This window comes from Fusobacterium sp. IOR10, assembly GCF_010367435.1.
Classification (GTDB): Bacteria; Fusobacteriota; Fusobacteriia; order Fusobacteriales; family Fusobacteriaceae; genus Fusobacterium_B.
Genome location: NZ_WJWY01000003.1, coordinates 62,650 through 86,543, shown reverse-complemented (window position 1 = coordinate 86,543; position 23,894 = coordinate 62,650). Strand labels below are relative to the sequence as shown.

19 protein-coding genes, 1 tRNA gene and 1 pseudogene are annotated in these 23,894 nt (G+C 28.1%); 10 read left to right on the top strand and 11 right to left on the bottom strand.

What is annotated here, in order from left to right:
• Positions 1-20: 20 nt before the first annotated feature.
• The 11 genes from rsmG to GIL12_RS01290 form a co-directional block, all read right to left on the bottom strand.
• Complete coding sequence (gene rsmG, locus GIL12_RS01340; protein ID WP_163468345.1) at positions 21-722, bottom strand: 16S rRNA (guanine(527)-N(7))-methyltransferase RsmG; 702 nt, start codon at positions 720-722, stop codon at positions 21-23.
• Positions 722-2,611, bottom strand: a complete 1,890-nt coding sequence (mnmG, locus tag GIL12_RS01335; RefSeq protein ID WP_163468343.1) for a tRNA uridine-5-carboxymethylaminomethyl(34) synthesis enzyme MnmG — start codon at positions 2,609-2,611, stop codon at positions 722-724. The genes rsmG and mnmG overlap by 1 nt, the downstream gene beginning before the upstream one ends.
• 9 nt (positions 2,612-2,620) lie before the next feature.
• A complete protein-coding gene (locus GIL12_RS01330; protein WP_163468341.1) occupies positions 2,621-3,298 on the bottom strand; it encodes a TrkA family potassium uptake protein in 678 nt (225 codons plus the stop codon).
• 21 nt (positions 3,299-3,319) lie between these two features.
• Entirely contained in the window at positions 3,320-4,660 is a 1,341-nt protein-coding gene (locus tag GIL12_RS01325; RefSeq protein WP_163468339.1) for a TrkH family potassium uptake protein, read from the bottom strand.
• A gap of 131 nt (positions 4,661-4,791) precedes the next feature.
• Positions 4,792-5,049 carry a 30S ribosomal protein S15 gene (gene rpsO, locus GIL12_RS01320; RefSeq protein ID WP_163468337.1) on the bottom strand — a complete coding sequence of 86 codons (258 nt, stop codon included), beginning with the start codon at positions 5,047-5,049 and terminating at the stop codon, positions 4,792-4,794.
• Positions 5,050-5,159: 110 nt separating this feature from the next.
• The gene (ftsH, locus tag GIL12_RS01315) at positions 5,160-7,421 is read right to left on the bottom strand and encodes an ATP-dependent zinc metalloprotease FtsH (RefSeq protein ID WP_163468335.1); all 2,262 of its coding nucleotides are present in this window, start codon (positions 7,419-7,421) and stop codon (positions 5,160-5,162) included.
• On the bottom strand, positions 7,415-8,749 hold the full coding sequence (tilS, locus tag GIL12_RS01310; protein WP_163468333.1) for a tRNA lysidine(34) synthetase TilS: 1,335 nt from the start codon (positions 8,747-8,749) through the stop codon (positions 7,415-7,417). The genes ftsH and tilS overlap by 7 nt, the downstream gene beginning before the upstream one ends.
• Positions 8,750-8,762: 13 nt before the next feature.
• A complete protein-coding gene (locus tag GIL12_RS01305) occupies positions 8,763-10,403 on the bottom strand; it encodes a DUF4080 domain-containing protein (protein WP_370456692.1) in 1,641 nt (546 codons plus the stop codon).
• A 5-nt stretch (positions 10,404-10,408) separates the two neighbouring features.
• Positions 10,409-11,374, bottom strand: coding sequence for an endolytic transglycosylase MltG (gene mltG, locus GIL12_RS01300; protein WP_163468331.1), 966 nt, complete (start codon positions 11,372-11,374; stop codon positions 10,409-10,411).
• A gap of 71 nt (positions 11,375-11,445) precedes the next feature.
• Entirely contained in the window at positions 11,446-13,116 is a 1,671-nt protein-coding gene (locus GIL12_RS01295; protein WP_163468329.1) for a DEAD/DEAH box helicase, read from the bottom strand.
• A gap of 178 nt (positions 13,117-13,294) precedes the next feature.
• Positions 13,295-14,698 (bottom strand): aminopeptidase P family protein, encoded by a 1,404-nt coding sequence (locus GIL12_RS01290; RefSeq protein WP_163468327.1) that lies wholly within the window; start codon positions 14,696-14,698, stop codon positions 13,295-13,297.
• 138 nt (positions 14,699-14,836) lie between these two features.
• On the opposite strand from GIL12_RS01290, the gene GIL12_RS01285 reads away from it, so the two are divergent.
• The 10 genes and pseudogenes from GIL12_RS01285 (at position 14,837) to ilvB (ending at position 23,894) form a co-directional block, all read left to right on the top strand.
• Positions 14,837-14,925 (top strand) — tRNA-Leu (locus GIL12_RS01285).
• A gap of 60 nt (positions 14,926-14,985) precedes the next feature.
• Positions 14,986-15,690: a 5'-methylthioadenosine/adenosylhomocysteine nucleosidase gene (locus GIL12_RS01280; RefSeq protein ID WP_239056025.1), complete on the top strand. Its 705-nt coding sequence runs from the start codon at positions 14,986-14,988 to the stop codon at positions 15,688-15,690.
• Positions 15,691-15,827: 137 nt separating this feature from the next.
• Positions 15,828-16,706 (top strand): annotated as a pseudogene (rfbA, locus tag GIL12_RS01275) (glucose-1-phosphate thymidylyltransferase RfbA).
• A 19-nt stretch (positions 16,707-16,725) separates the two neighbouring features.
• Positions 16,726-17,280, top strand: a complete 555-nt coding sequence (rfbC, locus tag GIL12_RS01270; protein ID WP_163468324.1) for a dTDP-4-dehydrorhamnose 3,5-epimerase — start codon at positions 16,726-16,728, stop codon at positions 17,278-17,280.
• A 24-nt stretch (positions 17,281-17,304) separates the two neighbouring features.
• Complete coding sequence (gene rfbB, locus GIL12_RS01265) at positions 17,305-18,324, top strand: dTDP-glucose 4,6-dehydratase (protein WP_163468322.1); 1,020 nt, start codon at positions 17,305-17,307, stop codon at positions 18,322-18,324.
• Positions 18,325-18,346: 22 nt separating this feature from the next.
• Entirely contained in the window at positions 18,347-19,066 is a 720-nt protein-coding gene (locus GIL12_RS01260) for an HAD family phosphatase (protein ID WP_163468320.1), read from the top strand.
• A gap of 19 nt (positions 19,067-19,085) precedes the next feature.
• Positions 19,086-19,601 (top strand): NUDIX domain-containing protein, encoded by a 516-nt coding sequence (locus GIL12_RS01255; protein WP_163468318.1) that lies wholly within the window; start codon positions 19,086-19,088, stop codon positions 19,599-19,601.
• Positions 19,591-20,241, top strand: coding sequence for a M48 family metallopeptidase (locus GIL12_RS01250; RefSeq protein WP_163468316.1), 651 nt, complete (start codon positions 19,591-19,593; stop codon positions 20,239-20,241). Before GIL12_RS01255 ends, GIL12_RS01250 begins: the two co-directional genes overlap by 11 nt.
• Positions 20,242-20,625: 384 nt before the next feature.
• Positions 20,626-22,239: a dihydroxy-acid dehydratase gene (ilvD, locus tag GIL12_RS01245; RefSeq protein WP_163468314.1), complete on the top strand. Its 1,614-nt coding sequence runs from the start codon at positions 20,626-20,628 to the stop codon at positions 22,237-22,239.
• A gap of 8 nt (positions 22,240-22,247) precedes the next feature.
• Positions 22,248-23,894 (top strand): biosynthetic-type acetolactate synthase large subunit, encoded by a 1,647-nt coding sequence (gene ilvB / locus GIL12_RS01240; RefSeq protein ID WP_239056024.1) that lies wholly within the window; start codon positions 22,248-22,250, stop codon positions 23,892-23,894.

Sequence of the window (23,894 nt, the reverse complement as noted above, 5' to 3'; positions counted from 1 at the left end):
CATCCCCCTTCCTTTTTTATTTATAATGGTCTTTTGCTTGGTATCCCTGTTTTACGTGGATATTTTGTATCTGTTTTTCCTTTTTTTATTATTTCCATAATTGCCCTTGATTCCATAGAATAGGGTAATTTTTCAATATAAATATTTTCTAAACTTGACTTTAAAATTTTCAAAGCCTTGGAACTATCCTTTTCTTCATTTGTTCCTTCCATTTTTTGAGGTAAAAATTTCCCTTGAACTTTTAAAAAAGGTATCATATATTCTGAAATTATATTTAATTTAGATACACCTCTACAAAAACCTAAATCATAAGTTTCTCTATTTTTAGAATTTATAAATTCTTCAGCTCTAATGTTAATCGCTTCTACATTTTCAATTTTTAATTCTTCTATAACTTGAATTAAAAATTTTATTTTTTTACCAACTGAATCAATTAATGTAAATTTTATATTTGGATTGCATATAGCCAGTACCATACCTGGGAAACCTGCTCCAGTACCTATGTCAATTGCCTTTCCTGAGTTTAAACTAAAATGTTTCATTAATAGTATTGAATCTAGAAAATGTTTTTCTATTATTCCTTTTTCATCTCTTATTGCTGTTAAATTGGTATGTGAATTATATTCCATTAATATTTTAAGAAATTTCATTAATTTATCTACTTTTTCTTCACTTATTTCAATATTTAACTTTTTTATTCCCTCTTCTAAATATTCTCTCATTAATTTTTTCCCCTTATTTTTAAATAAATAAGTAAAACTTGAATATCTGCTGGGGAAACCCCTGATATTCTAGAAGCTTGTCCTATATTTAATGGTCTTATTTTTTTTAACTTTTCTTTAGCTTCAATTGGAATATTTCCTAAAGAATCGTAGTCCATATCTTCTGGTATTCTCTTATCCTCTAAATTTTTATGTTTTTGTATATTCTTCATAGAACGTTCTATATATCCTGAATATTTAACTTGTACTTCAACTTGATATTCTATATCTTCTAAACATCTTTCTAAATTAAAGTTTTCTATTAATTCACTTATATATACTACATCTTTATAAGTTATAGGAGCTCTTCTTAATAATTCAAATAATGTTATCCCATTACTAATTGTAGTTTCATTATATTTTGTTAAGATTTCATTTACTCTAGGATTACTACTTCCTATATATTGTTTTTTTAATTTTTCTATAATTTCTTTTACTTTTTCTTCTTTAAAACATACTCTTTTATATTCTTCTTCTCCAACTAGTCCTATTTCATAACCTAGTTTAGTTAATCTTAAATCTGCATTATCTTCTCTTAATATTAATCTATACTCACTTCTTGCAGTAAACATTCTATATGGTTCATCTGTTCCCTTGGAAACAATATCATCAATTAAAGTCCCTATGTAAGAATCTGCTCTATCTAAAATAACTGCTTCTTTACCTTGGATTTTTCTTGCTGCATTTATTCCTGCCATAATACCTTGGGCTGCTGCTTCTTCATACCCTGATGTCCCATTTATTTGTCCTGCAGTGTATAAATTTTTTATAGTTTTATTTTCTAAAGAATAAGTTAGTTCATCAGTATGAACATAGTCATACTCAATTGCATAGGCATATCTCATTATTCTAGCATTTTCCAATGCTGGTATTGCTTTCATAACTTCATATTGAACCTCTGCTGGTAGGGAATTAGAAAGTCCACTAACATAAACTTCATTTGTATCATAACCCTCTTTTTCCAAAAAAAGGTGATGTTGAGTTTTTTCTGGATATTTAAATATTTTATCTTCAACTGATGGACAGTATCTTGGTCCTGTTCCTTGAATAGTTCCATTATAAAGAGGTGATCTATCCTTATTTCTTCTAATTATTTCATGAGCTTTTTCATTTGTATGAAGAAGATGACAAGAAATTTGTCTTCTTTTAGCTAATTCTTCATATGAAGAATGTACTGAAAATCTTAAAGGACTTTTATCTCCTGGTTGTTCTTCTGTTTTTGAAAAATCAATTGTTCTCTCATCAACCCTAGCTGGAGTTCCTGTTTTAAATCTTCCTAGTTTAATTCCCAATTTTTCCATTTCACAAGGTAGTTCTTCTGAGGATAATTCTCCCATTCTTCCACCGCTAAAGTGACTTTCTCCTATATGTATTAACCCTCTCATAAAAGTTCCTGTAGCTATTATAACAGCTTTAGAGTAATATTCTGATCCTTCCTTTGTTTTAATTCCAATTACAGTATTATTTTCCACTATAAGGTTAGTTACTATCCCTTGAATTGTTTCTAAATTATCTGTATTTTCTAAAGTTTTTTTCATTTCAATTGTATATCTTGGTTTATCTGCTTGAGCTCTCAATGATCTCACTGCAGGTCCCTTTTTAGTGTTTAATACCCTTATTTGTATAAAGGTTTTATCAATATTTCTTCCAATTTCTCCACCTAGAGCATCTATTTCTTTTATTAAATGGGATTTAGCTGGTCCACCAAGAGATGGATTACATGACATATATCCTATTCTGTCTAAACTTATAGTAAAAATTGCTGTTTTTAATCCCATTCTAGCTGAAGCTAAAGCTGCTTCACATCCTGCATGACCAGCACCTATTACTATAACATCAAAATCTAACATCTTTTCCTCCTAATCTTCTTTAAACTCTTTTTTTATTAATTCATTTAATTTATTTGCTGTTTTTGAATCTGTTACTACAATTAGTATATCATCTTTTTCCAATTTTGTATTTGCTGTTGGATTAGGAATTAATTTTCCTGTTGCTTTTTTTATTCCTACTATATTTACATTATAATTTTTTCTAATATTTGCCTCTATTATTGTTTGTCCCCAGAATACAGAAGGAGCTTTTATCTCAGCTAATAGAAAATCTTGAGAAAATCTCAAGTGTTCAATCATATTAGGTTCCATTGCAATAAGTGCTGTTCTTTTTCCCATATATTCTTCTGGATAAATAACTTGATTTGCTCCAACTTTTTCTAAAAGTTTTCTATGTTTTTTACTAGATGCCTTTGCTATTAGTTTTTTAACTCCTAGCTCTTTTAAATTAAGAGTAATCATAATACTTGGTTCAATTGCACCAACACAAACAAAAACTATATCAAAATTTTTCACTCCTATTTTTTTTAATTGTATATCATCAGTGGCATCTAAAATTACTGCATTTTCAGCATAATTAGAATTTACTATTTCTTGAACTTCTGTTTCCTTTGAATCTATACCTAAAACCTCTTCACCAGCTTCATACAGAGTTTTTAACACACTACTACCGAAACTTCCTAGTCCAATTACTAAATACTGCTTCATTCACTTCCTCCCAATTTTATTCTAACCAACAATAATGTTTTCTTTTGGAAAACTAATTTTTTCTATTTCATTTGTTCCTCCAAAAGCTAGGGCAAATGTCATAGGACCAAGTCTTCCAATAAACATAGTTATAATAATTAATAGTCTCGAAATTACTCCTAAATCTGGGGTAACACCTAAAGTCAATCCTACAGTTCCAAAGGCTGAAACTACTTCAAATATAGCTTGGTTAAATGTTAAATTTTCTATTGATAAAATAATCAAAGTTATTGTTAAAACATAAGCTATTGCTAAAACTAAAATAACTATAGCTCTATTTAATATTTCCCATCCTATTCTTCTGTTAAATATAGAAACTTTTTCTTTTTTTCTAATTATACCTATAACATAAAAAATTATAACTCCAATGGTTGTTGTTTTTATTCCTCCTCCAGTAGATCCTGGAGAAGCACCTACAAACATTAATATACAAAACATTAATGTGGAAGATTCTGTTAAATTTCCAATTGGAACTGTATTAAATCCTGCTGTTCTTGTAGTTACACTTTGGAAAAAAGAAGCTAGAATTTTTTTCCCTAAAGACATATTTCCAATTGTTCCGTTATTTTTATATTCAAATATAAAGAAAAAAACCATACCAATAACTGTTAGAATAGTTGTTATTGTTACTGCAACTTTAGAAGTTAAGTCTAATTTGTTTCTTCTGTGCCTAACTGAATCTATTATTGAGTTTATAACTGTAAAACCTATCCCCCCAATTATTATCAAATATGCAACTGTTACATTCATTAAAATATTAGATGAATATCCCTCTAACCCTTGGCTAAACAAACTAAATCCTGCATTACAGAAAGCTGAAATACTATGAAATATTCCAAAATAAATAGCTTTTTTTAAAGGCATTTCCCTTGCAAAACTAAAAGTCAAAAAAATTGCACCTATTATTTCTATTGTAAAAACAGTTAAAATAACTTTCCTTAAAAAACCAATAATCCCACCATTATCTTCTACATTTCTCTCTTCTTTTAATAATTCTCTTTCTTCATAGGTTATTTTTTTCCCTATAAGCATAAAAATAAATGAAGAAAAAGTCATAATTCCAAGACCTCCAAGTTGAATAAACATAAGTAATGTTATCTGTCCAAAAACATTTAATTCTTTACTTACATTTATAACAGATAGCCCAGTCACACAAATAGCTGAAGCTATTGTAAATAAAGCTGTTAAAAAATCAAGTCCTTTCTCATTAGTTGTTGCTATAGGTAACATTAAAATTAGAGTTCCTATAATTATAGCTAACATGAATCCCATTATTAATTTTCTAGAGAGAGAAAGTTTTACAAAAAAATTTAATTTTTTCATTTTTCCTCCAATATTGTATCTTTTCTTACCCCTACTATTCTACTTCATTTTATACCAGCTTTCAAGCTTTTTAATCTTTAAATAAAAATACCGCTAACAATTTATGTTAGCGGCAAAAATAATTTATATAATTATTTTCTAATTCCTAATTGAGCTATTAAACTTCTGTATTCATTAATATCTTTTGAAGCTAAGTAGTTTAATAATCTTTTTCTGTGTCCTACTTTTTTAAGTAATCCTAATCTTGAGTGGTAATCTTTTTTATGAACTTTTAAATGTTCAGTTAAATGTTTGATTTCCTCAGTTAATATAGCGATTTGAACTCTAGTAGAACCAGTATCTTTTTCATTTTTTCCAAATTCTTTAGTTATTTCTAATTTTGTTTTCATTTTAGCCTTCCTCCTGAATATTATTATTTAACCCACGAAATAGGAGGCCATTCCCAAATCCTAGGATAAATTCAAATAATTCTATCATATATCTTTTAATTTGTAAAGAATTATTCTTTCTCTTCTTTAGTTTCTTCCTTAGCTTCTTCAGTAGTTTCTTCAACAATTTCTTCTGTAGTTTTTTCTTCTTTAACTTCTTCTTCTTTAACTTCTTCTGATGCTAAAACTAAAGGTGGTAATTCTTCGCCTCTCATAAGAGCTTCAAATTCTTTTCTCATAACTGTTTCTCTTTCACATAAAGCATGTGCTAGATTATCTAGTTTTTCTCTATTATCTTTTAAAGCCTGCACAGTTTCAGCGTAAGTTTCTTTTACAAGTCTTATTATTTCTTCATCTACTTCTTTTCCTGTTATATCACTATAGTATTTTTGTTGGAACATATCTCCATCATTAGTTCCATCTAGAAGAATAGGACCAAATTTATCGTTCATTCCATATTTTGTAACTATTCCTTGGGCTATGCTTGTTGCAACCTTAATATCTTGACTTGCTCCTGTATTAACTTCTTGTGAAACAATCTCATCTGCTGCTCTTCCACCATAACACATTTTCATTTTATTTATAAACCATTTCTTAGAATAATAATATCTATCCTCATTAGGTAAGGCCATAGTGTATCCACCAGCCATTCCCCTTGGAATTATTGTTACCTTATGCACTGGATCAGTGTCATTCATATATAGATAGTTTATTACTGCATGTCCTGCTTCATGATAAGCTGTTTTTAATTTTTCTTTTTCTGAAACTACCTTTGATCTTTTTTCAGAACCCATTTCAACCTTTTCAGAAGCTTCTTCTAGGTCAGCCATACTTATGTCTGTTCTACCTTCTCTTGCTGCTAATATTGCTGCTTCATTTAATATATTTGCAAGATCTGCACCAACTAGTCCAACTGTTTTTCTTGCTAAAGTTTCAAAATCAACATCATCTGCAAATTTTTTGTTCTTAGCATGTACTTCTAAAATTGCTTTTCTTCCTTTTATATCAGGTGGATCAACCACAACTTGTCTATCAAATCTTCCTGGTCTTCTAAGAGCTCTATCTAAAACATCAGGTCTATTTGTTGCTGCTAAAACAATAATTGTTTCTCCAGTTCCAAACCCATCCATCTCTACTAAAAGTTGATTTAATGTTTGTTCTCTTTCGTCATTTCCTCCACCTTGTCCAGATCCTCTTTTTCTTCCAACTGCATCTATTTCATCTATAAATATAATACATGGAGCTGATTTTCTAGCCTTAGCAAATAAATCTCTAACTCTTGACGCACCAACACCAACAAACATTTCCACAAATTCTGATCCTGACATACTAAAGAAAGGTACTTTTGCTTCTCCAGCAACTGCTTTAGCAAGTAAAGTTTTACCTGTTCCAGGATTTCCTAACAGTAAAACTCCTTTTGGTATTTTAGCTCCTAAATTCCTAAACTTTTCAGGTTCTTTTAAAAATTCTACAACTTCCTTTAATTCTTGTTTTGCTTCATCTATTCCTGCAACATCTTTAAAAGTTACATCAGATATTTCTTCTCCATTTTCTTTTGCCTTTGATTTTCCCATACTAAATATTTGGGATCCTCCTCCGCCTTTATTCATTTTATTAAGCATGAAGAACCAAACACCAATAAGAATAAGCATTGGGAACCATGATGCAAGTAAGCTTAATATAAATGGTAACTCTTCAGGTGGTGTAGATTTTATTTTTATATTATTATTTTCTAAAGTTTTAACTAGTTTTTCATCTTGTCCTAGTCTATTTGTAATCATTCTTGTTTTATAAACCTTTAATGATTCTCCTTCTCCAATACGTCCATAAACAAATCCATCTTTTTCTTCAACTGAACTTAACTCTTTAGTCTTAGAAAGATCTATAAATTCACTATATGAAACTTCTTTAGCAGGAGTTTTGTTTCTATCTGCCATCATATTTGGTAAAGAAAGCAATATCGTTATAATAAAGACTAACATTATTAAACCTTTAAAACTCAATTTACTTTTTTTCATTTTTAATTTAGAATTCATTCCTGAATAAATCTTGTTTTTTAATTCATTTTTTCTTTCTTCCAATTCTTTTTCTATTTCTTTATCACTTTTAGAGGTTTTTTTCTCTTTAACCTCTTCTTCTTTTTCTAATTGATCTTCTGAATCTTCTTCAGTTGAATCAGATCCTTTTAAATTTTCCTCATTTGTAGGTAATTTTTCCTCTTTTTGTCCAGCTTCTGTGGAATTATCTTTATCTTTATTTCCAGTTTCTATTTTTTCCTTGTTTTTCTCATCTGAAATCGGATTTTCAAGATTTTTATCTTTATCTTCTAACATTCTTTCCTCCTCACATTTAACACAACTGTTCCCTTTCCATCTTCAGAGATATATTTTTCACTTTTCTTTATTCCAACTATCCAAACAATTTCATTGTTATGCAAAATTATAGGAATATTTTCTCTTTCAAATTTAGGTATTTTTGAATTAATCATTATATCTTTAACCTTTTTAGGATAATCTAAACCCTTTAGTTTAATTCTATCTCCAACTTTTCTGCTTCTAATTAAAAGTTCATCTTCCCTTTTCAATGTTGTAATAAAAGAGTTTTTATCTAATTGATCTTTGTTACCAATTAGGTTGGCTGATATAATATAATTTCCAAAAATTATTTCCCCAGGAATTTTAAGTGTAATAGTTTCTATTTCTTTTTCTTGTGTTTTATTTTTTACTATTATTATTCTATCATACTCTTTTAATAGAGTATAGTCTTTATCCAATTTTATTTTTTTGCTTCCTGATGTTGTTAATAGCTCAAATATATTTTCTATTTTTCTTCTTGAAGCTTGGATATTATTTAAATTTAAAAATTTATTTATTATTTTCTTTTGAACATAAGGATTTTCAGAAAGTACAATTTTCCCATTTAGTTTATTTCCATCAATATATTCATCATAATCAATTTCAATGAAATTGTTAACTTCTTTTATTTCTTCCATCAAATTAAAAATTTTTTCTTTAAACTTGGGATTATATCTTTTTTCTATAAAAGGTATAAGATCAAGTCTTATTGAATTTCTTGTGTATTCATTTTCAAAGTTAGTATGATCTAACATATAACTTATATTATTAGTATCTAGATAATTCAATACATCCTTCTTATAAACTTCATTTATAGGTCTTATAAATTTACCCCTAATATTTGCAATCCCTTCTAATCCTTCAAGGGAGGTTCCCCTCATCATTCTAAATAAAAATGTCTCAACTTGATCATCTAAATTATGAGCTAAAGCCACTTTATTTCCATCAATCTTTTCTAAAACTTCATCAAAAAATGAATATCTTATTTCCCTTCCAGCTTCTTCCAATGTTATTTTTTTATCTTTTGCTAAATTTTCCATACTTTTTTTTCTAACAAAAACTGGAATATTATATTTTTTCCCTATTTTTCTCACATGAGTTTCATCCCTTAATGCAAATTCTCCACGGTATAAATGATTAATGTGAGCTAAAGCTAAAGTTAAATTATATTTTTTTCTGATTTTTAAAAAAACTTCTAATAAAAATATTGAGTCTGGACCTCCAGAACATCCTAAAACTATTCTATCGTTATTTTCAACTAATTTTTCTTTTTCTATTTTCTTTATAACTTTATCTATTACATTCATTATTAACTCCTAATTATACAATACAATAAGTTGTTTTCTTTTTAGTGTAATTAAATAATACATCCACAATTTTCGAATCAAATATTAAGTAAAATTTTTCTATTTCTGTTTTTTTATGGGCTTCTCTAGAAGTTTTAAAATCCATTTTTTCTATTTCATCTTTATATTTATCTTTGTCTTTAATAGAATTAAACCACTCTGGATAATAGCCTGGTTTTTTCACCATTAGATAATCTAGTTTTAAATATTCTAAAAATTTGTCAAAATCTGAGAAATTTTTAAACTTATAAAAATCCACAAAGAAATTAAATATTGCAACTTCTTTATGAGCTACATCTAGATATCCATTTTTTTTGTAATATTCTCCCATTTCCTCAAAAAACTTAAATGGACTCTTATAGAAACTAGAAATTACAAAATCCAGTGAGTTTAAAAATTTCTGAGAATTATAATAATAATCAAGAACTTCTTCCACATCTTTCAATCTACAAACGTCATTATATGGTAAAAATTTATTAGATATAAATTCATATGGAGGATAATCTAAATATTCATAATCATATTCATCAACTTTAGTCTCCATTTCAGTTCCATTTAAAATTTTCAAAAATCCAAGTTGAATCATCTCGCACTTGGTTTTATATACATAATTAAATGATTCTCCAAAAGTGTCATAATCTTCATAAGGGAGACCTGCTATTAAATCCAAATGTAAATGTATACTCTTATTTATTTCTGTAACATTATGAAATAATTTTTCCAAATTATTTATTCTATTTATTGATTTCATTGTGTCTGTATTTATTGTTTGAATTCCTATTTCAAATTGAAAAAATTCCCTTGGAACTTTTTTCAAAAATTCAATAACCTCATCATCAAAAATATTTGCATTTATTTCAAAATGAAAAATTATATCTTCCCTGTAGTTTTCTAATAAAAACTTCCATATTTCTAGATATCTCTTCTTATTTAAATTAAAGGTTCTATCCACAAATTTAACCAGTCTTGTTCCTCTATCTATAAATTTTTTAAGATCTTTTTTTGTTCTTTCTAAAGAAAAAAATCTTACACTTTTATCTATTGAAGACATACAATATGAACAATTAAAAGGGCATCCCCTTGCAGACTCATAATAAACTATTTTATGAATATCCTTTAGTTCTTCATCTGTATAAGGAAAAGGTATTATATCTAAATTATTAATTAATCTTTCATACCCATTAAACTTTATTTCATTATTTTCCCTGTAATAAACCCCTAATTTCATAGGGTCTTTATTTAAATATGATAATAATACTAATTCTCCTTCTCCTATCATTATCCCATCTATAAATTGATTTTCTTCCATTATTTTTCTTGGAATATAACTAACTTCAGGACCACCTAACAATATATTACTATTAATTAGAATTTTTTTCAATTCTTTGGCTATTTTGAAAATTATTTCAACATTCCAAACATAAACTGAAAAAAAGATATTTTTAGGATTTTTTTCTACTATATCTCTTATAATTTTTTCAATATTGTTATTTATTGTGTTTTCATATATATCTATTTTATGTTCACTGTTTTCTATTACAAATTTTTTTAAATATCTTATTGCTAAATTTGTATGAACATATCTACTATTTATTCCTACTAAAATATTATCCAATATTATCACCTATTCTTTTTATTTTTTCTTTGAAATTCCAAATGTTCCTTATAAGTTTTGCTGAAATAATGAGACCCATCCCCTTTAGCTACAAAAAATAAATACTTAGTTCTAGAAGGTTTAAAAGCTGCATCTATGGAATCTTTATCTGGATTCCCTATGGGACTTGGTGGTAAACCTTTATTTATATAAGTATTATAAGGAGATTTTACCTTTAAATCTTTATATAATATTCTTCTTTTTTTATAATCAAAAATATAATTTATAGTTGCATCTGAGGATAAAGTCATACCCTTCTCCATTCTATTATAGAAAACTGAAGATATTAATTTCTTATCTTTTTTAACCTGAGCTTCCCTTTCTATAATAGATGCCAAAATTAATTTTTTATAAAAATTTTGTTTATCTAAATATTTTTCTGGTGGAAATTTTTTCAAAAATTCATTTAATATAGTAGTTATTATCTCTTTTTCAGTAAAATATTCTGGAAAATAATAGGTGTCTGGATAAAAATAGCCTTCAAAATTATGATTAGGAGTTACATAAGGAAATTCTATTCCTAATAATTCTTCTTTAAATTTTTTCCTATCTATTCTCTTTTCTTCTTCTAGCTTGTCTATTACTTGATTAAGAGTTAACCCCTCTTGTATTGTGAATTTAAAAAATTTATCATTTCCTTTTTCAAGTATTTCTATTATTTCTTTTATTGAGTATTTCCCTTTAATTTCATAATAACCTGCTTTTATATTTTTCCCATCATCACAAAATTTTAAATATAATTTAAAATAAATAGTCCTAGAGGGGTTTAACATTTTAATTGTTTTTATTACTGAATCTCCTTTTTTTATTTCTAAAATTTGATTGTACTTAACCTTTTTCTCAACTTGAAAAGTCACAAAAATTATTCCTAAAATAAAAAAAATAAAAAAAGTAGAAAATATTATCCTAAATTTTTTAATTATTTTTTTCATAAAATCCCCCATATAAAAGAACTGCTCTCTATTAATAGTTATCTATTAAATTGAGAGCAGTTATGATTAATTTATTTTTTTCTGTTATAATCTCTTTTTGGTCTATCTGAACTTGTTCTTGATCTTGAACCTGATCTTGAACCTGAACTTGAACCTGAACTTGATCTTACTTTTGCTTTTTCAACTAAAGGTTTTCTTCCTTTTCTACTTTTTTGGAAGACTTCTAAAATTTGTTCTGCTTCAACAAAAGGAACATTCATAAATGAGAAGCTTTCATAAACTTCTACATTTTTGATTTTGTCACTAGATACTTTAGATTCTTTTACAACTAGGTCAACTATTGTTTTAGGTGTCATTTTATCAACTTTTCCTAAAGCTATAAATAGTCTAGTTTTACCTGCATTGTCCACAGTAGCTTCTTGAATTTCATTATAATTTGAAGTATTTAAAACTTCTTCATAATTTAATTTTAATACTGCTGCTAAAACTTCTTCAGGTGTTCCTTCTTTTAATAATTCTAAAGCCATATCTTTAAAATCAGCCATTTCATTTGCTTTGATATTTTCTGCAACGCTTTCTTTTATTCTATGTTTTCTAGAAACTATTACATCTTTTATTCCTGGTAATTTTTCTTTTCTTATTTCTGTTTTAGTTACTTTTTTAATTTGAAGTAATCTTTTATATTCTGATGGAGTTATGAAAGTTATTGCAGTTCCTTGTTTCCCTGCTCTTCCTGTTCTTCCAATTCTATGAACATAACTTTCTGCTTCTTGAGGAACTGAATAGTTAACTACATGTGTTAAATCATTTACATCTATTCCTCTAGCTGCAACATCTGTAGCAACTAATATAGTTATATTTTTCTTTTTAAATCTTTTTAAAGTTTTTTCTCTGTAAGTTTGTGTTATATCTCCGTGAAGTTCTCCTGCATCATAACCTCTATCGCTTAATTTTCCACTAACTTCATTAACATCATTTTTTGTTCTACAAAAAACAATTCCATAAAATTCAGATTCTAAATCTATAATTCTACATAAAGCTTCGAATTTATCTCTTTGTTTTACTTCAAAATAAATTTGATCAGTTAAACTAGTAGTTAATTCTTTGTTTTTAACTTTTAAAACTTCAAAACCTTCTCTCATATGTTTTGAAGCTATTTTTAAGATTTCTTTAGGCATTGTAGCTGAGAAAAATAACATTCTTTTTTCTGGTTTTGTGTAACTTAAAATTTCTTCAATATCATCGATAAATCCCATATTAAGCATTTCATCTGCTTCATCAAGTATGAAATAGTCAATACTATCTAATTTTAAAATCTTTCTTTTTATAAGATCTATTACTCTACCTGGAGTTCCTACTACTACATCTACTCCATTTCTAATTTGTCTTATTTGTTGATCTATAGCCTGTCCACCATACACTGGTAAAACTTTAACTTTTCTTCCAACTGCAAAAGAATTAGTTTCTTCTGCAACTTGAATAGCAAGTTCTCTTGTTGGAGTAAGTATTATTGCTCTAATATTCCCATTACTTTTTTCTATTTGTTCTAGTATTGGTAATGCAAAGGCAGCAGTTTTACCTGTTCCTGTTTGAGCTTGACCTATAACATCTTTTTCTCCTTTTAGCAATACTGGTATAGTTAATGCTTGTATCGGGCTAGGCTCTTCAAATCCTTTTTTTGATAAAGCTTTAATTGTTTTTTCTCCCAATCCAAGCTCTCTAAATTTTTCTAATTTGTTCATTCGTCACTTCCTTAAATATATTTTAATTTTTTATTCTTAATTTAATCTTTAACTTAATAAGTATATCATATATCAAACAAAATGTATATTATTTTTAATGACGAAGGCAAAATAAAAAATAAAACAATTAATAAAAATATATATTGCTCACAAATCCTACACTAATTTACAAAGAGATTTAATCTATGTCATTAAAAGCTTTATTTCTTTCTTTCTCTATTTCCTCTATGTATTTAGGCATAGTATCTCCTAGTCTAATGCTACTTTTTTTCGTTGCTAAAAAATCCCCTTCGTATCTCATACCCCCAAAATTCATATATCTTTCTAGCTCTAAATAATTTATATTTTCTAAAAATTTATTTTCTAATTTCCATTTTTTTATAAGTTCTGGTATGAAATATATACCTGGTTCAACAGTGAATACAAAACCGTCTTCTATTTTTCTTCCCAATCTTAATGAAGACAATCCAAATTGTTCACTTTTTTCCTCCCCATTATATCCTACAATTTCTTCCCCAAAATTTTCCATATCATGAACGTCTAATCCCATCATATGTCCCAATCCATGAGGCATAAATAAAGCATGTATACCCTTTAAAACTATCTCATCCACCGGTCCCTTTAGAATTTTCATATTTTTTAGCCCTTCAGCTAAAACCCTAGAAACTTCCAGATGAATTTCTTTGTACGTAACTCCTGGGGCTATTAATTCTTCTGCTCTATCAAACATATTTATTAGTATATTATAAATATCTTTTTGTCTTTGGGAAAATTTTCCTGAAACAGGAATTGTAGTTGTCATATCTCCACAATAACCATTTTTTAGTCTTGCTCCTGCATCAATTAGTAACAAATCTCCCTCTCTTAAAGTGTTATCATAAGAATTATTATGCAATATCTGACCGTTTTTAGTACATATGCTTGGAAAGGAAAAAGTGCAATTATGTTTTTGAGCCACATTTTCTAATAAAGCTTTTACTTCATATTCTTTCATTCCTGGTTTCACTTTCCTCATAGCTTCTAAATGCATATCCCTTGTTATGTTTACAGCTTTTTGAATCTCTTCAATTTCTTCAGGAGATTTTAAATTTCTTTGTTTAGCTATAGCATAACAAAGTTCTTTTGAAGCGTATGTATTTATTATTTTAGCTGTAACTCCAAAACATTCTCCTATTTCTATTTTCACCTCTGGATTATATAGAGGTACAAATCTTATAGGTAATCTTTTATCTAAAGCTGATTGAATATAATTTGAAAAATAGCTACTTGGCTTTAAATTTTCAATTCCAACTTCCTCACATTGATCTTTTAATTTTTCTTGAGGTCCCCTCCAAATAATGTCTTCTGTTGTTATTTCGTCTCCAAATATATATTCTTCATCATTATCTATATCTATTACACCAAAAAGATTTTCTCTATTTAAACCAAAATAATATAAAAAAGTTGAATCTTGTATAAAGTTAAATGTGTTGTCTTTGAAATTCATTGGTAAAAGAGTATTCCCACAAATTAGTATTAATCCTTTTTCAAACTCCTGTTTCAATGCCATCCTTCTTTTTTCATAAGTATCTCTTGAAAACATAATCTCACCTCTTTAATCTTTATTTATAATAAATTATATTATTTAAATATGAAAAAATCAATTATTTTAAAATTTTTATTTTTTTTATTGACATAATTTTAAAAATCCAGTATAATCTTATGCAGTTAGACAACATGCGCCTGGGTGGCGGAATAGGTAGACGCACGGGACTTAAAATCCCGTGGTATCTTGATACCGTGCCGGTTCGATTCCGGCCCTAGGCACCATTTTAAAATTATAAAGGAGATATTATTCTCCTTTTTTTCATGTCCAAAATAGGAGGATTTATGTTTTTAGAAAGAATAGCAATTATTGGAGCTTTAGATGCTGAAATAGAAATTTTATTAAAGGCTATGCAAGAAACAAAAAAATCTACAATAGGTAGAACTGTTTTTTTTCAAGGAAAACTTTCTGGAAAAAATGTAGTTGTTTTTAAATGTGGTGTGGGAAAAGTTAATGCTGCAATTGGTTCTAATACAGCAATTCTAAAATTTGATGTTTCTAAGATTATTTTCACAGGAATAGCTGGAGCAATTGATAAAAATCTAAATATATTAGATTTGGTAATTTCCACTGATTTAGTTCAACATGATTTTGATTTAACTGGATTTGGATGTCCTTTAGGATTAATAGATGGGGAGAAATCAATTAAATTTAAAGCTGATGAAACTCTTGTTAAAATAGCCTATGATTCTGCTATTAAGATTTTAGGAAAAAACAAGGTTACTCTTGGAACTATTGCAACTGGAGATCAATTTGTAGCTAATAAAAAACAAGTTGACTTTATAGGGGATACATTTGGAGCTAAGGCAACTGAAATGGAAGGAGCTGCTGTTGCTCAAGTGGCACTTAACTATAATCTTCCCTTTGTTGTGCTAAGGGCTATGTCTGATAAAGCAGATGGCTCTGCTCACATGGACTACAATGAATTTAAACCTTTAGCTGCTGAACATTCTGCTAAAATAGTTATGAGTATGCTAGAAACTTTATAAAATATTTTTAAATCCCTAGAAACTAAACAATGGTTTCTGGGGATTTTTTTTATATAATACTTTCTAGATATAATACTTATTGAAAAGTATCATTAATGATGATAAAATAATATTATATATTTTTTAGGAGGGGTAATTTGAAAGGAATAATACTAGCAGGGGGATCTGGAACTAGACTTTATCCATTGACAATGGTAACTTCTAAGCAACTTCTACCTGTATATGACAAACCTATGATTTTTTATCCTTTATCTACCCTTATGTTAGCTGGTATAAAGGATATCTTAATAATATCAACACCACAGGATTTACCTAATTTTAAAAAATTATTAGGTGATGGATCTAATTATGGAATAAATTTAAGTTACGAAGAACAACCTAGTCCAGATGGACTTGCTCAAGCTTTTATAATTGGATAGGAATTTATAGGTGGTGACTCTTGTGCCATGATACTTGGAGATAATATCTTCTATGGAGCTGGTCTTGGTAATCATCTTAAAAAAGCAAGTTCTCAAAAAAAAGGAGCTACAATTTTTGGATATTATGTTAATGATCCAGAAAGATTTGGAATTGTTGAATTTAATGAAAATGGAAAAGCTGTATCCATAGAGGAGAAACCTGAAAATCCTAAATCTAATTATTGTGTTACAGGGTTATATTTTTATGATAACAGGGTTGTTGAATTTGCTAAAAAAGTTAAACCATCAAAAAGGGGAGAACTTGAAATTACAGATTTAAATAAAATGTATTTGGAAGATGATTCTCTTAATGTGGTAACCCTTGGAAGAGGTTATGCTTGGCTTGATACTGGAACTGTGGATTCATTATCAGAAGCTAGTGAATTTGTTAAAGTTATTGAAAAAAGACAAGGAGTTCAAATTTCAGCTCTTGAAGAAATAGCCTACATTAATAATTGGATAAATAGGGAAGAATTATTAACTGCTGCCAATCTTTATGGAAAATCAACATATGGACAATACTTAAAAAAAGTTGCCCTTGGAAAAATTAAATATTAATCTATGGAGGAAAACTTAAATGAAAATTATAAAAACTAATATAGAAGGTCTTTATATTATAGAACCAAAAGTTTTTGGGGATAATAGAGGATGGTTTATGGAATCATGGTCACACAAAAAAATGGAAGAAGCAGGGCTTCACTATAATTTTATTCAAGATAACCATTCATATTCATCTGTTAAGGGAACTCTTAGGGGATTACATTTTCAAAAGGGAAGTCATTCTCAAGCTAAACTTGTAAGATGTGCAAAGGGAGCAGTTTTAGATATTGCTGTTGATTTAAGAAAAGGATCTCCCACATATAAAAAATGGTATTCCATTGAGCTTTCTGCTGAAAATAAGAAACAATTTTTAATTCCTAGGGGATTTGCCCATGGGTTTTTAACTTTAACTGATGAAGTTGAATTTCTTTATAAAGCTGATAATTACTATAATTTTGAATCTGATAGGAATATTATTTGGAATGACGAAGAAATTGGTGTAGAATGGGGAATATCTAATCCTATTCTTTCTGAAAAGGATGCAAAGGCTCCAAAACTTTGTGATTCAGATGCTGACTTCATATATGGATAAACTAAAATAAAGAGAGGTTATAAGATGAAAATAATTGTAACAGGTGGAGCTGGATTCATAGGCGGGAATTTTGTCCACTATATGTTAAAAAAATATAATAACTATAAAATAATATGTTTAGACAAGCTAACTTATGCTGGAAATCTAGCCACTTTAGAGTCTGTTATGTCAAATGACAATTTTAAGTTTGTACAAGGAGATATTGCAGATAGATCTTTTATTTATAATCTTTTTCAGGAAGAAAAGCCAGATATTATAGTTAATTTTGCTGCAGAAAGTCATGTGGATAGATCCATAGAAGACCCTGAAATATTTTTAAAAACTAATATTTTAGGAACAGGGGTTTTACTAGATGCTTGTAAAAAATATGGAATAAAAAGATATCATCAAGTTTCAACAGATGAAGTTTATGGGGATTTACCCTTGGATAGAACTGATTTATTTTTTACAGAGGAAACACCAATCCATACTTCAAGTCCATACTCTGCTTCAAAGGCTTCAGCTGATTTATTAGTACAATCATATTATAGAACATTTAAAGTTCCAGTAACAATTTCAAGATGTTCTAATAACTATGGTCCTTATCATTTTCCAGAAAAATTAATACCCTTAATAATTGCAAATGCACTAAATGATAAAAATTTACCTGTATATGGAAAGGGAGAAAATGTAAGGGATTGGCTTTATGTTCAAGATCACTGTATAGGAATAGATAAGATAATACATAATGGAAAAATTGGAGAAGTTTATAACATTGGTGGACACAATGAAAAAACTAATTTGGAAGTTGTTAAAACAATTTTAAAAGAACTTGGAAAATCAGAAGATTTAATAAAATATGTAACAGATAGACCAGGTCACGATATGAGATATGCAATTGACCCTACAAAGATAAAAAATGAATTAAACTGGGAACCTGAAACTTCATTTAACGAAGGGATAAAAAAGACAATTAAATGGTATTTAGACAACACTTCTTGGTGGGAAAACATTATCAATGGAGAGTATAAAGATTATTATAAAAAAATGTATGAAAATAATTAATCAGAAATTAGGAGGTACACACATGATAGGAGCTTTTTTTGATATTGATGGTACAATTTATAGAAATTCACTTTTAACAGAACATTTTAAGAAAATGATTAAATATGAACTTTTAGATAAAAAAATTTATGATGAAAATGTAAAAAAAACGTATACTTTATGGTCTGAAAGAGTTGGGGACTATGATAATTATCTTTTGGATTTAACAAAGGTTTATGTGGAAGCTATTAAAGGATTTTCTGTTAAAGATAATGATTTTATTTCAGACCAAGTTATGAAATTAAAAGGAAATAGAGTTTACAAATATACAAGGGATAGAATTAAATGGCATAAGGAACAAGGCCATAAAGTTATATTTATATCTGGAAGTCCTGATTTTTTAGTTAAACGTATGGCAGAAAAATGGAATGCTGATGACTATTGTGGTTCAACTTATTTTATTGAAAATGGAGTGTTTTCTGGTGAAATAGGACCTATGTGGGATTCTGAACATAAAATTCAAGCTTTAAACAAATTTTGTAAAAAATATAATATTGATTTAAAGGATAGCTTTGCCTATGGAGATACATCTGGAGATTATACTATGCTTAATGCAGTTGGAAATCCCATTGCAATAAATCCTTCAAAGGAATTTTTCAAACAGTTAAGAGCTGACGAACAATTATCTGAAAAAATACAAATTGTAGTAGAAAGAAAAGATATTATTTATAAATTAGATTTGAATATAGATATTATAGATTAAATAATCTAGGAGGATAATTATGAGTGAATTTAAATTTTTAAAACCAACTAAAATGCTTCACCCTAATAATGGAATGACTTTGGAATTTTTGAACAAGCAAGATGCAATTGCTGCTTTAATTATTTCAAATAATGGTGAACAAGGATATTTTGTAAGTCAATTTAGACCAGGAATTAATGGAATTTCAACAGAAGTTGTTGCAGGATTAATTGATCCTGGAGAAACACCTGAAGATGCTCTATACAGAGAAGTTCAAGAGGAAAGTGGATTTTATAAAGAGGATTATGAAATAATTTTTCAAGAAAAGAAACCATTAGCTATTTCTCCAGGGTACACAACTGAAAAGTTAAGTTTGTATATTTTAAAAATAAAAGATAAAAATATAAAACAAAAAGCTTTAGATTTAGATCAAGGGGAAGAATTAACAGGAGAATGGTTAGATTTAAACTTAGTTTTTTCTAAAACTGATGACTTTAAAACCTATTATTTAATTAGAATTTACGAACTTTTAAGGTTAAAAAACAATGAAGCCTAGAGTAATAATAACAAAAAAAAATATTAAAAATTTAATCATGAAAATAAAAGGAGATGGAAATATATATATTTCTTCTCCAATTTTTTTAAATGACAAATACATATATGAATTTATTGAAAAAAAAGAAAATTGGATAAATAAAAAATTAAAAGAATTCAGTTTAAAATCAAAGATAAAAGTTGTTGATTACTCAAATAATTGTGAAATTTATTATTTAGGAAAGCCTTATTTTCTTAATTTAAAATCAAGTAATAACAATAAAATATATATTTCAAATAATCAAATTAATCTAGAAATCTCAGATGTTAACAACATTCAGTTAATTGAGAATACTTTGAATTATTGGTATAGGGAACAAGGGAAAATATTGTTTGAAAAAATACTATCCAAATACCTAAAATTAACATGTTTAAATATTTCTAAATTGAACATAAAAACTTTAAAATCAAATTGGGGATCTTGCAATTGTAACAAAAAAATAATAAATCTAAATTCAGAATTAATGAAAAAAGATATTAGATTTATTGAATATGTTATTTTGCATGAAATTTCCCATCTTGTTCATCCAAATCATAGTAAAAATTTCTATAATTATATTGAAAAATTCATGCCTGATTGGCGAGAAAGAAAATCTCTATAATGTTATTAAAAAGAGAGTCATGTCTCATAAAAAAAAGAATCCTTTGATTAATAAAGCTTCAATAAGTCTTAATGCTTATCCTAAATAAATAAAAAAATAGTTTGACATTTGTTTTTTTATTTGTTATACTCGTACCAACTTAAGAAACAATTAATTTAATTAGGAGGTTAATCTTATGAATTTAAAAACTATATCTATAATAGGTCTAATACTTAGCATAATAATTATAATAGTTCAAATTAAAATTCAAACGTTGGCTTCCAGTGAAAAGGAAATTTTAATTAAACTATAATTTTTGGTTATCAAAAATTATTAGATTAAAAGCACTCACAGCCGACATTTTATGTCGGCTTTTTTATTTATACAACCAAAGGAGAATCTATTATGAGAAGTGATGAAATTAAAAAAGGAATTAAAAGAACACCTCACAAGTCCCTTTTGAAATCTTTAGGACTTACTGATGAAGAAATTAAAAGACCATTAATTGGTGTAGCTGGATCATTTAATGAAATTGTCCCAGGACATATGCATTTAAGAAGTATCATTGATGCTGTTAAAGCTGGAGTTAGAACTGCTGGTGGAATTCCAATGGAATTTAATACTATTGCAGTTTGTGATGGTCTTGCTATGAACCATGAAGGAATGAAATATTCCCTTGTTACTAGAGAAATAGTTGCAGATTCAATTGAAGCAACTGGTATGGCAATGCCCTTTGATGCTATGGTTTTTATTCCTAGTTGTGATAAAGTTGTTCCTGGAATGTTAATGGCAGCAGCAAGATTGAACATTCCATGTATCTTTGTAAGTGGTGGTCCAATGCTTGCTGGAAATTTTAGAAATGAAAAAATTGGACTTAGTAATGTTTTCGAATATATTGGTCAATATGAAAATAATCAAATAACAGAAGATGAATTAAAAGAAGTTGAAAATATAGCTTGTCCAACTTGTGGATCTTGTTCTGGTATGTATACAGCAAATACTATGAACTGTTTAACTGAAGCTCTTGGAATGGCTTTACCTGGAAACGGTACTGTTCCTGCTGTATATTCAAAGAGATTGAGATTGGCTAAATTAACTGGAATGCAAATTATGAAAGTTCTTGATAAAAATCTTAAACCTTCAGATATAATGACAAAGGAAACTTTTTACAATGCCCTAAGAGTTGATATGGCATTGGGAGGTTCTACAAATACTACTCTACATCTTTGTGAAATTGCTAAAAATATGAATGTGGATTTGGATTTATATGATTTTGATAAAGCTTCTAAAGAAACTCCTCAACTTTGCAAATTATCCCCTTCTGGAAAATATTTTATAGAAGATTTAGATGCTGCTGGAGGAATTCCTGGAGTTATGAAAAATCTTGATGAACTTAATCTTATTAATCCAAGTATGACAGTTTCTCTTACTACCCAAACAGAAATTGCTAAAAATGCCAAAATTTCAAATGAAGATGTTATTCATAAGTTTGAAAATGCCTATAATAAAACTGGAGGTCTTTCAGTTTTAAGAGGAAATATTGCTAAAAATGGATGTATTGTTAAAAGTGCTGGAGTTTTACCTAAAATGCTAGTTCACTCAGGACCTGCTAAAGTTTTCAATTCAGAAGAAGAGGCCATTGAAGGAATTTATAGCAATAAAATAGTAAAAGGTGACGTTATTGTTATTAAATATGAAGGAATTAAAGGTGGACCTGGAATGAGAGAAATGCTATCACCAACTGCTGCTATTGCAGGAATGGGATTAGATGAAGACGTAGCTCTTTTAACAGATGGACGATTCTCTGGTGCTACTAGAGGAGCATCAATAGGACATATTAATCCTGAAGCTTATGAATATGGAGAAATTGGTATTGTGGAAAATGGCGATATTATTGAAATTGATATTCCTAATGGAAATTTAAATGTAAAACTTAGCGATGAAGAAATTGCCAAAAGAATGAAAAATTTCAAACCTTTACAACATAACAATAAAAGTATTTGCTTAAAAAAATTATGAGGTGTTATATGAAAATTACTGGAGCTAGAATTTTATTAGAAACTTTAAAAAGAGAAGGAGTTACAGATATCTTTGGGTATCCTGGAGGAAAAGTAATTCCAATCTATAATGAACTTTTTGATTTTAAAGGAATCAACCATATTATGAATAGACACGAACAAGGGTCTTCCCATGCTGCTGATGGATATGCCAGAACAACTAATAAAACTGGAGTCTGCCTTTCAACATCTGGCCCTGGAGCAACTAATTTAGTTACTGGAATTATGACTGCTCATATGGATTCTGTTCCATTACTTGCTATAACTGGACAAGTAGCTTGTAACGAAATTGGAACTGATGGATTTCAAGAATCAGATATCATGGCCATTACAATGCCAATAACAAAACATAGTTATCTTGTAAGAGATATTAATCAACTGGCTGGAATAATTAAAGAGGCTTTATATATAACTAAAAATGGTAGACCTGGACCTGTTTTAATTGATTTTCCTGTGGATATTCAAATGCAAGAAATTGATTTTGAAGATTTTGAAAAACAATATTCTAACTCACATTTTCATATGGAAAATAAAAAAGATACTTCAAAATTAGAGGAAGTTATTGAAATTATAAATTCATGTGAAAGACCTTTAATCTTAGCTGGAGGAGGTTCCAAACATTCTAAAGAAGAACTGAAAGATTTTGCTGAAAAAATAAATTCACCTATTGCTTTTACTCTTATGGGAATTGGATCACTAAATCATGAACTTTCCCTTGGAATGCTAGGAATGCATGGAAGCATTGTGGCTAATAAAGCTGTTTCTCAAGCTGACGTTCTTATTGCTATTGGTATGAGATTTGATGATAGAGTAACTTGCAATGTAAAAACTTTTGCACCTCAAGCTAAAATTATTCATATTGATATTGATAATGTTGAAATTAATAAAATAAAACAATGTACACATATAGTTGGGGACTGTAAAGATATTTTACAAACTATAACTCCCCTTGTAAATAGAGATTATTCTGTATGGAACGAAGAAATATTCGCACTAAAAAATAGCACTAAATTTAGCTATACTCCTACAGATTCTATTAAACCACAAGAAGCAATTGATGTAATTAGTAAACTTTTACCTGAAGCTTATGTTGTTACTGATGTTGGACAACATCAAATGTGGACAGCTCAATTTTATAACTTACATCATACAATTTGTACTTCTGGAGGAGGAGGTACAATGGGATTTGGGCTACCTGCTTCAATTGGAGTTCAAATTGGAAATCCTAATTCACAGGTTGTTGCTATTTTAGGAGATGGTGGTTTTCAAATGACAAGCCAAGAACTTATGACTATTTCCCAGTATAAATTGCCAATAAAAATTATTATTATTGATAATTCTTATTTAGGAATGGTTAGACAATGGCAAGAACTATTCTTTGATAAAAGATATTCCTCTGTAAGTTTAGAACAAAATCCAGATTTTGTGGCACTTGGAAAATCTTATAATATTAAATCTATAAAAATTGAAAATCCTAAAAATTTAGAAAAAATCTTGAAGGAAAATCTATTTACAGATGAGCCTGTTTTAATAGATATTAAAGTAACTAAAGAAGAAAATACTTATCCAATGGTTCCAGCTAAAGGAAACATTAGTGAGATGATTATAGGAGGTTAA

Excerpts from the sequence above, each read along its gene's own strand:
- GIL12_RS01255 (WP_163468318.1), top strand. The coding sequence starts at position 19,086 with ATGAGTGAATTTAAATTTTTAAAACCAACTAAAATGCTTCACCCTAAT.
- rfbC (WP_163468324.1), top strand. The coding sequence starts at position 16,726 with ATGAAAATTATAAAAACTAATATAGAAGGTCTTTATATTATAGAACCA.
- rfbB (WP_163468322.1), top strand. The coding sequence starts at position 17,305 with ATGAAAATAATTGTAACAGGTGGAGCTGGATTCATAGGCGGGAATTTT.
- ilvD (WP_163468314.1), top strand. The coding sequence starts at position 20,626 with ATGAGAAGTGATGAAATTAAAAAAGGAATTAAAAGAACACCTCACAAG.
- tilS (WP_163468333.1), bottom strand. The coding sequence starts at position 8,749 with ATGAATGTAATAGATAAAGTTATAAAGAAAATAGAAAAAGAAAAATTA.
- GIL12_RS01280 (WP_239056025.1), top strand. The coding sequence starts at position 14,986 with ATGTTTTTAGAAAGAATAGCAATTATTGGAGCTTTAGATGCTGAAATA.
- GIL12_RS01290 (WP_163468327.1), bottom strand. The coding sequence starts at position 14,698 with ATGTTTTCAAGAGATACTTATGAAAAAAGAAGGATGGCATTGAAACAG.
- GIL12_RS01250 (WP_163468316.1), top strand. The coding sequence starts at position 19,591 with ATGAAGCCTAGAGTAATAATAACAAAAAAAAATATTAAAAATTTAATC.
- ilvB (WP_239056024.1), top strand. The coding sequence starts at position 22,248 with ATGAAAATTACTGGAGCTAGAATTTTATTAGAAACTTTAAAAAGAGAA.
- mnmG (WP_163468343.1), bottom strand. The coding sequence starts at position 2,611 with ATGTTAGATTTTGATGTTATAGTAATAGGTGCTGGTCATGCAGGATGT.
- ftsH (WP_163468335.1), bottom strand. The coding sequence starts at position 7,421 with ATGTTAGAAGATAAAGATAAAAATCTTGAAAATCCGATTTCAGATGAG.
- rsmG (WP_163468345.1), bottom strand. The coding sequence starts at position 722 with ATGAGAGAATATTTAGAAGAGGGAATAAAAAAGTTAAATATTGAAATA.
- GIL12_RS01295 (WP_163468329.1), bottom strand. The coding sequence starts at position 13,116 with ATGAACAAATTAGAAAAATTTAGAGAGCTTGGATTGGGAGAAAAAACA.
- mltG (WP_163468331.1), bottom strand. The coding sequence starts at position 11,374 with ATGAAAAAAATAATTAAAAAATTTAGGATAATATTTTCTACTTTTTTT.
- GIL12_RS01330 (WP_163468341.1), bottom strand. The coding sequence starts at position 3,298 with ATGAAGCAGTATTTAGTAATTGGACTAGGAAGTTTCGGTAGTAGTGTG.
- rpsO (WP_163468337.1), bottom strand. The coding sequence starts at position 5,049 with ATGAAAACAAAATTAGAAATAACTAAAGAATTTGGAAAAAATGAAAAA.
- GIL12_RS01325 (WP_163468339.1), bottom strand. The coding sequence starts at position 4,660 with ATGAAAAAATTAAATTTTTTTGTAAAACTTTCTCTCTCTAGAAAATTA.
- GIL12_RS01260 (WP_163468320.1), top strand. The coding sequence starts at position 18,347 with ATGATAGGAGCTTTTTTTGATATTGATGGTACAATTTATAGAAATTCA.